The organism is Mesorhizobium sp. M1403 (genome assembly GCF_040317695.1).
Taxonomy (GTDB): domain Bacteria; phylum Pseudomonadota; class Alphaproteobacteria; order Rhizobiales; family Rhizobiaceae; genus Mesorhizobium.
In genome coordinates this window covers 104,249-118,624 of sequence record NZ_JAMYKY010000011.1, presented here as the reverse complement: position 1 = coordinate 118,624, position 14,376 = coordinate 104,249, and the positions used below count along the sequence as shown (strand labels likewise).

Genomic DNA, 14,376 nt, shown 5'->3' with positions numbered 1-14,376 from the left:
ACTACCGATGGTGCGAGATGGTCTCGTCGATGCAAGGAGTAGGTATGAGCAACGTCCTAGTTAAGCCAAAGACCGACCTGCCCGCCGTCACACTGCCCGACGTGACCCCTCTCTCCTCGCCCATGCTAGCCCAACTTACCGCCGCGTTGGGAGTCCCCCGCAATGTGCTCGCCGAGGACGACCAGATCGCCCATGCTTGGTCCCAGCTCCCACGCCTGATCAACAAGATCCCTCCGCACCTGCGCGATGAGCGGATCGTCAAAATGTGTGTCGCCGTCGCCAGCGGTCTGTTCGACGCAGCCATCAACTACGTTTGGAACGCGGCCGTGGTGGAACTGCGTGACAAGGTGCGACGGTTCGGCATCAACGTCGTCCCTCAGATCCTCGACGACAAGTCCTTCGACGAGGACACGCTCCTCGACCTCAAGGACGCCGAGCTGCTCGACCTCTGCCGTAAGCTCAACCTGATCGGTGACGACGACTTCTTTTTCCTCGACCAGTGCAGGGCCACACGCAACAGTTTCTCTATCGCACACCCAGCTGCGGGGACGGTCGACGAAGACGAGTTCCTGAGCTTCCTAAGCCGCTGCCAGAAGCATGCGCTCTCGAGCGCCCACAACCCTAAGGGGGTGGACACAAAGTCCCTGCTCGCTGCGCTGAAAGCAACGAAGTTCAAGAAGGATCAACGACAAGAATGGGAACGCCGTATCCAGGAAACATTCGAGGCCCAGCGCGAGCTGATCTTCGTCATGTTACACGGCATCTACTGTGATCCAGCGTCGGGAGAGCAAGCCCGCCTGAACGCCATCGCAATCTGCGAATCGTTCAGTAACGACCTTAGCCCCCGGACCAGGTCGGCGCTGGTGGATCGACACCAGGACTATAAGGCAAAAGGCGACGAAGCCCGTCAGAAGGCTTCGCTGCAGTTCTTCGAGACGCTGGGCCAGTTGTCGCTGCTGAGCGAAGCCGAGGTTCACAGTATCTTCACATCAGCGAGTAGGAAGCTCTTAAGTGTGCACAATGGCTGGGATAACTTCCACAACGAGCCGCCCTTCGCCGATCGGCTCCTCAAGCTGTCGCGGAAAAACCGCGTTCCGGAAACAGCGCAGGCCACTTTTGTGGAGGCAGTCGTGACGGCAGCGACTGGCAACTCATACGGCGTCTCGAACGCGGCGTCGCCATCCTACAATGAGATGGTCAAGTCGTTCTCGCCAAACGAGGTCAAGCTGATGCTGGATCTACCGAAGGCCTCGACCCTCGTCGCAAGTCGCATCAACTCGAACAGCGGCTGCGAGAAGCGGTTCCGCTCGCTCGTCGCTCTCGTTGACGCCAAGACGGTTCCCACGGCATCGAAGAGCCTTTACGCAAAATGGGTTCCTAAGCCTTGATTCGCTGCGTTCCCGCTGACCCTGTTTCGCCCCTGGACTACTGTATGTAGGTGACCGGCAACCCGCTGGTTCGCAAAAAGAGGACGGCGAGGTTGAACGAGGAAGAACCCCCGGGATCAGATCCCGTCGCCAAGCCCTCGGCCTTCTTGTCCGCGATCAGCCGGGTGAGGAACAGGCGGCGGAACAACTTGCCCAGTACTCTGACCGGGAGCAGGAAGGCCGGGCGCGACGATATCCAGCGGCTCCCGTCCGGCGCGATGCCGCCGCCCGGCACGATCATGTGGACATGCGGATGGTGGGTCATCGCCGATCCCCATGTGTGGAGCACGGCGGTGATGCCGATGCGCGCGCCGAGATGCCTGGGATCGGCCGCGATCGTCAGCATGTCCGATGCCGCCTTGAACAGCAGGTCATAAACCAGCGCCTTGTTGTGGAACGCGATCTCGGCGACTTCGGCCGGCAGCGTGAACACGACATGGAAGTAGCCGACCGGCAGCAGGTCGGCCTCCCGCTCGGCGAGCCATATACGCGCGGCCGCGAGGCGATGCGCCACTGGCCGCAGTCTTCGCAGGCCTCGACGTGACCGCCGAGCGCCGCGGTGCGGCATGCTCGATCGCCGACATCACCTTGAGCTGGATGAGGCTCAGGTGACCTGCATGGGCGGCCCGATAGGCGGGGCCGGCAGCACGGAAGATGTCGGCGACCTCAACAGAGATGTGCGCGGCTCAGCCGGGCGGCGTCTTGCCTTCCATTAGCGCCATCAGCCGGTCGAGCGGCCCTGCGACCGCGTGGATCGTCCGGGTCGAGACCTTGGTGTAGAGCGCGGTCGTATGGAGCTTGCTGTGCCCGAGCAGCACCTGGATGACGCGGATGTCGACCTCCTGTTCGAGCAGGTGGGTGGCGAAGCTGTGACGCAGCGTGTGAGGGCTGACGCGTTGGCGGATGCCGGCGACTTCGGCTGCCTCCTGGACTGCGCGGTGCAATTGCCTCGATGAGATCGGGCGCGGTGAAGCTGCGCCCCGGGAACAGCCAGCCATTGGGGAGCATCACCCCGCGCTGCCTGCCTTCGCGCCACCACAGCCGCAGCAGTTCCAGAAGTTGCGGCGAGAGCATGGCGTTGCGGTCCCTGCGTCCCTTGCCTGTTCGACGCGGATCAGCATGCGTGTCGAGTCGATGTCGTCGATCTTGAGGTGCGCGACTTCGGACACGCGCAGGCCCGCGCCATAGGCGACGCCGAGCGCGGCCTTGTACTTGGTGCCGGGTGCGGCTTCGAGCAGCCGCGCCGCTTCCTCCACGCTCAGCACCTCGGGCAGCTTGCGCTGATACCTCATGATCACCAGCGCACGCGCCAGATCCCGACGCTTCAGCGTCACGAGAAACAGGAACCGCAGTGCCGAGACCCCGCGCCATTGATCGTCGCAGGGCCGACGCCGCTCTCATGCTGATGCAGCTGGAATCGACGGATGTCCTCAGCCGTCGCCGTGTCGGGCGAGCGGCCAAGGAACACAGCGAAGCGCCGGACGTGACGAACGTAGTTCTGCTGGGTATGGGAGCCCAGGCCACACATGAGCATGTCGTGCTGCATGCGCTAGCGAAGCGGAGAGATTGGTGCATCGGTCGACAGGGTAGCCATGGCGAGTTCCTCTCGTTGAAGGGAACTCCATGGTCAGATCGACGCCTCTACCCGCTCAAGTCAAATGGCAGTCGCGCCAGCTCAGGCCGAGGCGCCCCTCCCGCGAAGCGGGTCGTCTAATCGCTCGGCCGTCAAGGGGGTGAGTGCAAGCCAGTCGTCCTTTCTGTCCATGTTCGTTCGTTCGTATGCGGGGTACAGGGTCGTCTACGCGGTCGATGCAAAGATCGCCGCAGGATGAGTTTCGCAGGTGAGATCTTCCTATGTTCGTTGCGCAATCTGCTTAACGAGGCAGTTGCTTCCCGCTTCGCGGAATAATCCCAGCCACGTCCCGGCAGGGACGGCTCGGTGCGTCCTGTAAGAACGCTATTGGTTGAATGGCCCGAAAAAATCGTCGTGGTCGAGCCTCTGCAGGATCAGGCGGCGGCGGGCGTTCCTCCGTGCGGATCGAACAGCACCGGAGCATCGCATGCATGATCACTGCCAGCTTGCGCGCCAGGGCCACGGCGGCTCGTTTGAAGCCGAGCCGTTCTTTGAGCTCCAACGCCCAGGTTCGCAGGGTGCTGGTATCCGTCGACCGGTTCAGGATGACCGCGGCCGCTTCGTATAGCAGTCCGCGCAACTGATTGTCGCCACGGCGCGAGATATGGCCGTTATTATCGACTTCGCCGGACTGGTAGCGTCTCGGGGTCAGGCCTACCCATGCGCCCACGGCGCGCGAGTTCCTGAAGTCGCCGGATCCTCCACGGCCGCGGCAAAGGCGGTGGCTGTGACGGTGCCGACACCGGGCACCGACATGAGCAGACGGCAGTGCTGGTCTTCACGAGCCATCGCGGCCAGTTGCTTGCTCAGCTCTGCTATCTGGTATCGAATATCACTCCATGCCCTAAGCATTGGCACGACGATGCGCGCCAGCTTTGCTTCGCCCTGCAGAAGATCGTGAACGTTGCGAACACGCTGCCGGCGCCCTTGGGCACGACAAGGCCGAACGTCTTCATCAATCCGCGGATTTGGTTGGATATCTGCAAACGCATCTTGAGAAGCTGGCGCCGCGCGGTGATCAGCGTGCGGATCAGCATGCTTGTCGAAACCTTTGACCCGAACCTCTCGGTAGAAGCCGACCTCGGCCAGATGTGCCAGGCCATCGGCATCGTTCGCATCGGTCTTGTTCGCGGCATGTCGAGCGCTGCCTTGGCATGCCGCGCGTCGATGCAGATCACCGGCAGCCCCTCTGCCATCAGCACATGGTAGAACCACACCGACAGCGGCCCCGTCTCGAATACCACCCGCCGCACATCGGGTGCGCGCTTGCGGATCAGCGCCGCGAGTAGTTGCGGGTCGGACGCGCACTTGCCCCGCCACATCCTTTTGCCGTCCTGCCGGATCGAAATTGCCGTCTCTTTCATAGATACGTCGAGACCGATATACTGCTCCATGGCTGTCCTCCGTTCGATGCCTGGGCCCGGTGTCCATCGTGAGCCCGTTCTTCATCCTATCGGGGGACAGCCAGCCGGCTAGAGCTCCGAACATCGCCGCCACAGCTTTGGTGGCCACCCCTCCCGCGATTACGTCATGTTCGTGCATGAGGCGCATTGCAGCCCGGCGGCTGTGGGGCCGACAGTGGACTGTCGGCTGTTGAACGTGCCGAATGGAATAGCTGCCGTTCATCAATGGTGCTCCAGCGGCAAGAATACCGCAGGGGTGAATTCCTCGAGCAAGCCTGGCACGCCACAGGCGAACTCGTGGCCGTCAGCCGGTCACCGGACACTGAAACGGCCGACGAGAGCTGCTAACCATCAGAAAAATATTGAAGCCATTGTATGCCCCTTCGGTCTGAAAATTCATACAACATAAGGATTTCGTGGTATTGGGTGCTACGGGGGCTAAGATGTCTAACATATCCGAAGCAGAGGACAAGTTGATCGAGCGGGTGTCCCGCGAGTTCGAGCTACCGCCGGTGACCGTGCAGGCGTTGTTGGATCTCGAAAGCGAATTCCCGAACATGTCCGCCCGCAGCGCCAAGTCGCGCTTGGCCCGAAGGGTCGAAGAAGTCATTTCAGCCGGGCTGGGGTCGAAGGATTGAAGTTCGTTTCCTTCGATATCGAGAATATGTTCGCCTATAACGGGACCTGCTCGGTGGACCTGTCCGAGACGCAGGATGGTGAGCGCAACATAGTGCTCATCAAGGGGCGCAACGGCGCCGGAAAAACTAGCCTGCTCAACAGCGCGAAACTCCTCTTCGCGGGCGCGCAGGACGAGTCTCTGCGGCGGGTAGGCTTCTCGCGCACCGCGCTTACAGATAAGCAATATGTTCTGGGCCAGCCCGGACGTTGGTCCGGGGTGTTCAACAAGACCGCGCGGCAGCAGGGGCATAACCGTGCTAGCGTGTCGTTGTGCTGGACCGAAGGCGGCGTGGTGCATCGGGCGCGCCGCACTTTCGTTGGCCAGAAGAGCTTTTCGGCATACTCCGAACTGGTCGAATTCGGCCCGGTAAGTTCGCCCCTTGATGGCAACGCTGCGGAGGACGCGCTGCAGGCAATGCTCCCGCGCGAATTGGTGCCCTTCTTCTTTTTTGACGGCGAACAGGTGCAGTCGCTCGCCGACGCGGAGATCGGACGCGAGGCCGGCGAGATCGAACGTCTTTTGGGGCTGCACTTCGTAGCACACCTGATCGATAAGGTGAACGACGACGCCAACCGCCGAAGCCGGGCGCGTTTGCCTGTCGACGTCATGAAAAGCGTCGTTGAGGCGGAAAACGCCGCCCGAGAGGCTCGCGCCAACGAGGCCGTCCAGGCGCGAGCACGGGTGGCGGCCGAGGAAGAACTGCTTGATCTGGAGGCGAGGCGCGCTCGGCTCGATGGGGAACGGCAACGTTTGCGCAGCGGCACCCTTTCGGAAAGCGAGGCGAAGCGCTTCCACGACCGGTTGGAAGTCCTGGCAACCCAATGTCAGACCCTGGCAGACGAATTAGCGGAACGCCTGCCGCTCGAGATCGTCTTCCGTACCCAGCCACACCTTGTGGATGAGGCCTTCGCCGTTTTGGACCGCCAGACCACGGCCGACGCGAGCCTGGCCGGGAGATTACATGCGGAATTACCGGCCATGACGGTACGCAGCCTCACCACGATCGAGGATCCGGTGACGCTGAATGCCAAGCAGCAGACTGACCTGCAGAACGACATTAGGGAATCGTTGCGAACGCTCGGCGTTGTGTCCGGCGATCAGCATCCGGTGTTGGCGTCGCTAAGCGCCAAGAAGACCAAGGCGCTGCGCGACCGGTTCCTAGTCTGGAGAAGCCGCGGAGCCGCCGACTTCGCCGAGGAGCGTGCGCAACTTCGTCGCATGCGCGAACTGGTCACCGAGACGCGTAGATTGCGCAAGGAGCTGGACGAAGCGGAGCTGAGCACCGACGAGGCTCGAGCGCGGTATGAGGAAATCACCGCCGAGATTACTAGGATCGGAGAAGCGATTCGCGACGCGATGCAGCGGTCAGCCAAGGCACTGGTGGACGAAAAGGGCTTTGCCCACGAAGCCGTTGGCCACGACGAACGCGCCGCCCAGGAGATGAAGGAGTACAAAGTCTCCATGGAGCTGGACGAAGGTTATCGGTTCGCTCTCCGGGCTAAGCGCGCCCTCGAACGCTACCTGGAGCTGCGGCGCTCACGCATCCGACAGTCCGTGGAGGATCGGGTGAACCAAAAGGTGGCCATCCTGCTCGCGCCCAGTGAATTGGTGAAAAGCGTCCGCCTCGACGGACAATTCATCATGAGCTACTTCGACCAGGACGGCGAGGAGGTCTCGCGCCACAGCATCTCGGCAGGCATGCGCCAACTCATCGCCATGTCGATGCTTTGGGCGCTGAAGGAGGAGGCCGCCCGATCCATCCCGGTGATCGTCGACACGCCCCTGGGCCGTATCGACGGCACCAACCGCAACCTCCTGATGCGTGACTATTTTCCGGAGGCTGGCGCGCCTCTCATCCTATTGCCGACCGACACCGAATTCACCGAGATCGCCGACGATCTGCTCGGTGAGCATATCCGGCGCCGATACCGCATCGACAACGAGGGCGGCGAGACCGCCAAGCTGATGCCGGTAGAGCTATGAAGGACAGCATCTATTTCACCGTCGAGGAGCGCGCGTTTTTCGAGCGCATTATCGACGACGGTCTGATGCAGGACGGCAGGCGCGGCGTCTACTGGTGGATTGTCCGCATCGCCATCGCCCGCTCCCTACAGGAAAGCGACGAACCGGACGAGCGCTACAAGGCCATGCCGAAGTCGCCGAGCGAGTTGCATCTGGAGCAGATAACCGGTCGCGCGAAAGAACCCGATTACGACGACGCTTTCGCGCTGCTATTGTCCCTTCGCCGGGACGAGGACCTGTTCGAGAACCACGACCTGTATGTCGAGGTGCTGCAGCGCCACGCGCGTCGTGGTATGGAATTGCTGCACGAAAGCTGGTTGCCGGGTACAAGTTTCCACGATGTCCTCCTAGACAGCCTCTACTTCCGGCCGTCGGTCGACGACGATCACTCGACCAACAAGGGTGACGTACAGTTCGATATCCTCAAGAAGGGACTACAGCAGATCGGCGTGGACGCGAACCCGATCGGCGAGCCCATTTCAGGACCCCGCCTCTCTCGTCACAGGCTGACCTTGGGCGGCGTCGAGGACTACGACAGACTTCGCCGCGGCCTCGAGGATCTGGCCTTCGCCATCGGTCTGGGTACGGGTACGATCGCTTTCGGCCGCGAACCCGGCGAGCGGCGGGTCGTGCTCGACATTCCCCGGCCGTCCGGCGCATGGCGCGACGTGCCGTGGCCTCCGCTGGTTGAGGCGTTCATGTCCTCCAATGCGGCGTTGGCGGTATGCCCAGGCGTCGACGTTATCGGCGAACCCGTCGTGTTCGACTTCGTCGAGGCGCCGCACATGTTCGTGGCTGGCGCCACCGGCAGCGGCAAGTCAGTCTGCATGAACGCTATCCTTCTGTCGATGCTGGCTTCGGACAACCCGCCCGAGTTGCTCATGATCGACCCGAAAGGTGTAGACTTCGCGGAGTACGACGGGCTCAAACTGTTGCGTGGCGAAAAGGTCGTTACCGAGATGGGGGCTGCCGTGGAAATGCTGCGTGCCGTCGTCGAGGAGATGGACGCGCGACAGGAGCGTCTAAGAGAATTCGGCGCCCGGAACATTGCGGAGGCACGTGCCGCCGGCAGTCCGATGAGACGGCTGGTGGTCGTTGTGGACGAGCTCGCCGATTTTCTGATGTCGCGCACCGGTGCGGAAGAGCCACTGGTCCGCATCGCGCAGAAGGCCAGGGCTGTCGGCATCCACCTTCTGCTGGCGACCCAGCGACCGGAAGCAGCTACTTTCCCCGGTCTGCTTAGGGCCAACATACCCAGTCGCATCGCGTTGACGGTCCAAAAGTCCTCGGACTCTAGGATCATTCTTGACGAGTCCGGCGCCGAAGACTTGATGATGCGTGGCGACATGCTCATTAAGCTGGCCGGGAGACCGATTCTCCGGGCACACGGCGCGCGTGTGGACGTCGCCGATGTGAAGCGAGCCGTAGCCGCGGCCAATTCGAGGCACACATGAACAGACCGACCAAATTCTCTCTGGTGGGCATTTCTACCGTCGACGTCGGCCCTTTGCGGGGAAAGACGTTCGTCCCGTTCCTGGATCCGACAGGCAACCCCACCAACGTCTTCCTGATCATGGGAAAGAACGGCGCGGGCAAGACCACCATTCTCGACGCCATCTACTGCGCTATGTCCTTGCTGCGGGCGCGCACAAGCGAGGCTTACGGCCACGAGGCGCTCGATAGCGGAAAAGGCGCGATCCAGCTCGACGCGCTGGTCCAGCTTGACGACGGGCGCCGGTCGGTTATGCACCTGATCTCGATGGTGGCGGGGGCGGACAAACCGCTGAAATTTTGGACACCCGAGGAGTGCGAGCGCATCGGAGTGTACGAGGACCAGCAACTGCTTTTCTACGGCAAAAGGCTCGGCTACGGCCCTGTCGAGCGATCCAACTCGTCCTCCCCGCTGGCGCTCGAATTCGCCGAGGCGATAATCCAGAGCCTAGACCAGCATCCGCTGTCGCTTTGGGGCACCTCGATGGCCCTGCCGACGGTGCTGTATTTCCATTCCGACCGAGGCCTGCGTCGGCCGCCGCACGAAAACCGCTCCATCGTGCGTCCCAAATCCCTGGGCTATTCGCCCACCCATCTGTTCGGTCCAGACGGCACGAACTGGGCCGAGTCCATCGAGAACCTGCTCGTGTGGTTCGCTTGGCTCGGCGACGACCGGGAAAAGATCTGCCGGGAGATCGTGAACGACGTTGTGTTCAAGGGAACGAAGCGTCTCGGCGCCGTTGATCGCAACGAACTGTCGATCCCCGTGGAGACCGCGAGCGGAGACCATCATCGGCTCGACCAGCTCAGCAGCGGCGAACGGCAACTGGTCCAGTTGGCCATCCGTATCGCCGCACACATGACCGGTTCAACGATCGTGCTGATCGACGAGACCGAACAGCATCTGCATACCGTGATGCGCCGTCGCCTCATCAACATCCTCAAGAGTTGGGCGCAAGAGCGCGACGGTCTGAGTTTCGTGCTGACCTCGCACCAGACGGACTCGATGCGGCTTCTGGCTCCGAAGACCGTCGAGGACGGGCTCTTCAAGAGCGGCTGTCTCGTCAAACCCAAGTTCAGGTCGGACGATGACTGACAATGTAGTCATGTTCGACGAGTTCGACGACGAACGGCAGATCGGTGCTACCCATCTAGGCCTGCCACGCATCGTGCTCGAAGGCGTCGACGACTTGCGGCTGTTCGAGCGGTATTGGTTCGCTAGCTACATGGACCGCGTCGATTTCGTCCAGGCCAACGACCTCGTGCAGGGCTCAGGATGCACCGCGGTGGCCGCTGCGGTCAAAAAGAGTCGTGAGGTGGACAAGATCCCTGCGTTCGGTTTCGTGGACCGGGACTGGCTTTTCCGACACCGCGACTGGGATAACCTCTTCGCGCTCGATGATGCCGTTTTCGAGGCGGCGACGTGGAACGAGGAGTTCTATACGACCCGCCGTTGGGAGATCGAAGCCTATCTGCTGGAGCCCGACCTAATGGCCGATCTAGTGAAGTCCTTCACACGATCGGGAAAAGGGACCGAGGCGGAATGCAGGGCGGCGCTCGAGCGTGCGTTGGTAGAGATTGAGAACCTCCTGCTCGTGCAGCGGCTTTTCGTGGCGTGTCATGTGGCCGGCATCAATCGCGCGTCGAACCACCTAGTGCACAAGCTCGCCGAAGAGCTCGAAGCCGAGTGCGAGAAGGAGCTGGAGGCTTTCACGCACGAGAACGGCCTGGCGGCTGCCGCGGCTGTCCGACCGCTTCTCGACGCCATCGTGGACTCGTCCCCAGGTCCGGACGAGGACAAGTGGCGTTGGCTTCTCAGGTTCGTGGATACGAAGCGACTCATCGGCAGGCTGAGCAGGCGATTCGACACGGTGGGCGACATCCGCTGGTTCCTCGCCACCATGATGGAGAAGTCCGGTCGGCGGCCTCAGGAGTTGGAGAAGCGCATCAACGAAATCCTGGTGGCCGCCTGAATTGATTATAGACGGGCCATGCCGACCAAGCGCCCAACGAACGTGTCGAAATCCCCGGTGCTGGCTCTCCAGTCTTCCCACAGCAGCGTTATGCCGCGCTGCCAATGCGATGCCGCCAAGGACTGCATTCGCTTGCGGGTCATCGCTTCGCCCGACCTCGCGTCATGCTCCGAGATCAGGGTGATCCACGTTGCCAGCTCTATACCCTGGCCGAACAGCTGCTCGCCCTTGATCGGCTTGCCGTAACCCATGCTGCCCAATTCAAAGGAGGGGAGTTGGGGAATACTTAGCGACCGACCCAGAGCGAGCCTTGCCGGCCCATATCGATGCGGCAGACCTAGGAAGCCCTGAAATCGGCTGTTCAGTTCGTCGGCATAGCGCGACGTTCTGAAGTCACCGCGCGTGAATTCTACCATTGTCGCCGACATCAGGATGCCGCTCCCGTTACTGGCAGGCGTTCGGTCGAAGGCAGCTTCAGCGATTCGCCGCTCCGTCGTGTCACAAGCGCCAGCTCGCCGGGATGAAGCTCGGCCGGATGAACAAGAAGGACGAGTTGTCGGTCCATTTCCGTGAAATGGCCGATTACCCTACGGCGATGTTCGGCGTCGAGCCTCGCGAACGGACTGTCCATGATGATGGGGAAGTCCGCGGCTAGGCGGGCGAGAGCGGACATCAGCGACAGCGTGAAGATGTGGTTTTCGCCGGCGCTGGCGTCGAGTTCATGCAGATCCCGTCCGGACCGGTCGAGCAGTGTAACACGTCCCTCCTCGTTGACCTTGATCTGTTCGACCACAGTCTTGTGCGCCATCGAGCGATAGGCGTCGGTAATCTCGGCGGACAGCGCATCGAGGTTTTGCGGAACGGCAGCGTCGGCAAGAGCGTCGATCAGATCGGCGGCCCGGTCCGCCGCGGCGCTCCGTTTGAGCGCCACCGCGTTGCCGCTCTCGCCCAGCGAGACCGCCGCCAACTGTTGCTCCTCGCATGAACGCCTGTCCTCCAACTCCCGCAACGCGGCAGCTTCCATCGCGTGACGGGCTTCCGCGCGGGCCAGTTCTTCCTGGATTCCGTTCAACTCCTCCGCCAACGACTTGGACTCGTCGTCCGTACCCTTCTGCTCGCCTAAGGCGCGATCGAGTTGGCCAATTCTCTCGTCGGCCCTAGAAACCGCGCGGGCGAGATCCCGGATGTCGGAGGCACTGACCGACGACAACTTACGGAGATGCTCCGCCACGGAAAGGCGATCTGTCTCGCCCAAATGCGAGAGCAGGGGGCCGCCGGCATCCGCGGTGCGATTTCCCCACATCTCCCGCCACGCCAGGGCGAGAGCACGGGCGACATCGTCCGTCACCGTCGTGTGGCGCGAGACGCGGTCCACGAATTCCGAGGCGCGGTTCAGGTTCCGCTCCTCGTCCCCCTTGACTTGCGCGGCCTTATGCTCAGCCTCGATCCGCTCTAGTGCGGCAGTCCTGAGAGTTTCGCCGGCCAGCGCCTGTGCGAGCTCGCCGCTCAGCAAACGACGCAGTTCATCGCGGAGAGCGTCTCGTTCCCGGATCACGCTTTCGCGCTGCTCGAAATGCGTCTTGAACGCACGGTAGCTGTCGCCGTGCAGGCGGCCGATACGGCTGACTACGTCATCACGCCGCTCCCGCAACGGCCCGATGACCGCCAGAAGCAGTTCCACCGACGTCGCGCGTTCCTCGATCTCGCGCCCCAGATTGTTAAGCGCGAGCCGGGCTTCGGCCGTGGCAGCCGCGTTGTCGGGAAGGTTGCGGCGCCGCTCCCGCGCATAGGTGCGAAGGTCAGCCGAGGCGCGATGCAGCCGGTCGATCCCGATCGCGGCTTCCAGCGCCGTCTTGACCTGGCCGTCCATATTGATGCTCGCCATGCGCTCGAGGTGTTCACCGTCTAGGATGAAGAAGCCCGCAAGATTGTTCTGAAGGATGTTCTGATCGACGAAGTCCCGGACGAACCGCTCGTCGTCTTCGGGGTCGGGGGAAGCAAGGATTATGCGGTCGGCCCCTTGGAAGATGCGCACTTCCTCGTCGTTCTTGCGCAGGGCGCCGTCAACGAAATGCCAGATCCTCTCGATGACGTACTCGTTGTCGTCCGATTGGAAAGTGATCTCAATCGCGATTTGCGCCCGCCCTTGGCGCGCTCCTGAGTTCAGCGCACGCTCCATGAAGCGTTCATATGACCGGTCTACACGGCTGACGGAATTAGCGCGGGCCAGCAGCGGAATGCCAAGCCGCCCGTAGAGACACAGGACGAAGGCCTCGAGTAGGCTGGTCTTCCCTGATCCGTTGTTACCCTCGATCAGCGCGACTGGTTTTTCGCGACCGTAGGGAATGTCCAACCGGAAGCGACGATAGGACTTCCAGTTGCGTAGCCCGATGGCGTTAAGGCGCATGCTATTCCCGGGCCTTGTCGAAAATAGCATCGAAGCGCTGGAAGAGACCGCGGCGGCGTAGCATACCGGCATGCTCATCGATGGCGTCCAACAGGTCATCCACGATCGTGGGATCAACACCCCGTTCGGTGGACAGTCGCTGCAGCAATTCCCGACCGGCGGGCGTACGGAGCAGCGCCGGCTTCACGAAACCGCCTCAAGAGCGCTAGCCTCGACAGAAGCGACGACGGCGGCGGCGTCCTCGGCCCAGATGCGGTTGATCGCCTCGATCTCGGCGGCGGTGATCAGGGTGCGGCCGGTGGCACGTTCGACCTGATGCAGGCGATCGAGAATTTCCCGACGCGCGGTCGGCGTGAACGGTCCCGGGACCAATGAGCCGTCGGCAAGGAACGTCGTCTGGCCGTTGCGGCGCCGCGCCGATCGGCGAGCCGGATCGTTCCGGATTTCGGCAAGCCAGTCGCGGAAATCCATAAGTGGTTCGAGGTTCTCGTGACCCGCCTCGATGAAGCCGGCCATACTCCGGTCCTTCACGACGACGGTGCAGGTCCAGCAGCCGAATCGCGAGGACGACGTACCGCATGACGGAGCATCCTCCTTACTGAGCACCAGCGGGCACTCGCCCCCCTGACCATCCTTGTAGAGTGCCACCAGATCGCGGTGGCTGCCGCCCCATGGTGGGCGACGTTGCAACAGGGTTGTCCAGACCTCGTCGGTGGAGAAATCCACGATCGGACGAAACACCTTACAGCCTTTGAGGTCGTTGTGGTCATTCAGCCTCTCGCCGTTATCATACCGGCTCATGCTAACCGCTCGAGTCGCTGATTCCTGACGGCGCACACCAAGCAAAAGGATGACTTCGCCGTTTTCAGATACTCGACTCCGGATGTAATGGGATGTCGGCTGGATCTTCATGCGGTCCGTACACCAGCGGAAGGTCCTGCTTGGGGCCGGATAGCCCCGTCCGATCAAGTTGACCCAGAAAGTCTGGTCGACCTTGGGCGCCGTCTTCGCCACGACTATGGGCAAGCGCATCGCCGTCACAGCGTCAGAAATGCGGTCCAAGGTCCTGTCAACCAGGTCGGCGACAACCGGGGCTTCGACGAGGGTGTCGTTCGAGACGACGTGCACCGTGCGTTTTCGTTCGCTGGGCGGGAGCTCGAGCAGCATCTCCATCGCCAGCTGCAGGACAAGGGTACTGTCCTTGCCGCCGGAGAAGCCGATGATCCAGGGATATTTGTGGTTTTGACCGTACTCATCCGCCAGATCAGCCTTGGCCGCTTCGAGCTTGTCCTCGAGCGCGTCCTCATCCATCTGGGCAGCTAAAGGCAACAGGCTCATCGA

11 protein-coding genes and 3 pseudogenes are annotated in these 14,376 nt (G+C 62.1%); 6 read left to right on the top strand and 8 right to left on the bottom strand.

The window, feature by feature from the left end; genetic code table 11:
- Nucleotides 1-44 precede the first annotated feature (44 nt).
- The gene (locus NKH01_RS19075; RefSeq protein WP_353021691.1) at nucleotides 45-1,388 is read left to right on the top strand and encodes a hypothetical protein; all 1,344 of its coding nucleotides are present in this window, start codon (nucleotides 45-47) and stop codon (nucleotides 1,386-1,388) included.
- A 154-nt stretch (nucleotides 1,389-1,542) separates the two neighbouring features.
- Here the strand turns inward: NKH01_RS19075 and NKH01_RS19070 are convergent.
- From NKH01_RS19070 to NKH01_RS19055, 4 genes and pseudogenes are all read right to left on the bottom strand, one after another.
- A pseudogene (locus tag NKH01_RS19070) lies at nucleotides 1,543-2,104 on the bottom strand (IS91 family transposase); the annotation flags it as partial.
- Between the two features lie 9 nt (nucleotides 2,105-2,113).
- A pseudogene (locus NKH01_RS19065) lies at nucleotides 2,114-2,719 on the bottom strand (tyrosine-type recombinase/integrase).
- Nucleotides 2,720-2,757: 38 nt separating this feature from the next.
- On the bottom strand, nucleotides 2,758-2,955 hold the full coding sequence (locus NKH01_RS19060) for a phage integrase N-terminal SAM-like domain-containing protein (RefSeq protein ID WP_353021769.1): 198 nt from the start codon (nucleotides 2,953-2,955) through the stop codon (nucleotides 2,758-2,760).
- Between the two features lie 520 nt (nucleotides 2,956-3,475).
- Nucleotides 3,476-4,454: pseudogene (locus NKH01_RS19055) on the bottom strand (IS110 family RNA-guided transposase); the annotation flags it as partial.
- Between the two features lie 482 nt (nucleotides 4,455-4,936).
- On the opposite strand from NKH01_RS19055, the gene NKH01_RS19050 reads away from it, so the two are divergent.
- Genes NKH01_RS19050 through NKH01_RS19030 form a run of 5 tightly spaced genes read left to right on the top strand, consistent with a single transcriptional unit; the run spans nucleotide 4,937 to nucleotide 10,628 of the window.
- Entirely contained in the window at nucleotides 4,937-5,101 is a 165-nt protein-coding gene (locus tag NKH01_RS19050) for a hypothetical protein (RefSeq protein WP_353021689.1), read from the top strand.
- Nucleotides 5,098-7,125 (top strand): hypothetical protein, encoded by a 2,028-nt coding sequence (locus tag NKH01_RS19045; RefSeq protein ID WP_353021686.1) that lies wholly within the window; start codon nucleotides 5,098-5,100, stop codon nucleotides 7,123-7,125. The genes NKH01_RS19050 and NKH01_RS19045 overlap by 4 nt, the downstream gene beginning before the upstream one ends.
- The gene (locus tag NKH01_RS19040; protein WP_353021684.1) at nucleotides 7,122-8,618 is read left to right on the top strand and encodes an FtsK/SpoIIIE domain-containing protein; all 1,497 of its coding nucleotides are present in this window, start codon (nucleotides 7,122-7,124) and stop codon (nucleotides 8,616-8,618) included. The genes NKH01_RS19045 and NKH01_RS19040 overlap by 4 nt, the downstream gene beginning before the upstream one ends.
- Nucleotides 8,615-9,751, top strand: coding sequence for an AAA family ATPase (locus tag NKH01_RS19035; protein WP_353021681.1), 1,137 nt, complete (start codon nucleotides 8,615-8,617; stop codon nucleotides 9,749-9,751). Before NKH01_RS19040 ends, NKH01_RS19035 begins: the two co-directional genes overlap by 4 nt.
- Nucleotides 9,752-9,761: 10 nt before the next feature.
- Nucleotides 9,762-10,628, top strand: coding sequence for a hypothetical protein (locus tag NKH01_RS19030; protein WP_352752940.1), 867 nt, complete (start codon nucleotides 9,762-9,764; stop codon nucleotides 10,626-10,628).
- A 5-nt stretch (nucleotides 10,629-10,633) separates the two neighbouring features.
- Here the strand turns inward: NKH01_RS19030 and NKH01_RS19025 are convergent, their stop codons facing one another.
- Genes NKH01_RS19025 through dndC form a run of 4 tightly spaced genes read right to left on the bottom strand, consistent with a single transcriptional unit; the run spans nucleotide 10,634 to nucleotide 14,373 of the window.
- Entirely contained in the window at nucleotides 10,634-11,056 is a 423-nt protein-coding gene (locus tag NKH01_RS19025) for a hypothetical protein (RefSeq protein WP_352752941.1), read from the bottom strand.
- Complete coding sequence (locus tag NKH01_RS19020; protein ID WP_353021678.1) at nucleotides 11,056-13,035, bottom strand: AAA family ATPase; 1,980 nt, start codon at nucleotides 13,033-13,035, stop codon at nucleotides 11,056-11,058. The genes NKH01_RS19025 and NKH01_RS19020 overlap by 1 nt, the downstream gene beginning before the upstream one ends.
- 1 nt (nucleotide 13,036) lies before the next feature.
- Nucleotides 13,037-13,222, bottom strand: coding sequence for a hypothetical protein (locus NKH01_RS19015; protein WP_353021676.1), 186 nt, complete (start codon nucleotides 13,220-13,222; stop codon nucleotides 13,037-13,039).
- Nucleotides 13,219-14,373: a DNA phosphorothioation system sulfurtransferase DndC gene (dndC, locus tag NKH01_RS19010; RefSeq protein ID WP_353021673.1), complete on the bottom strand. Its 1,155-nt coding sequence runs from the start codon at nucleotides 14,371-14,373 to the stop codon at nucleotides 13,219-13,221. Before dndC ends, NKH01_RS19015 begins: the two co-directional genes overlap by 4 nt.
- Between the last annotated feature and the right edge of the window lie 3 nt (nucleotides 14,374-14,376).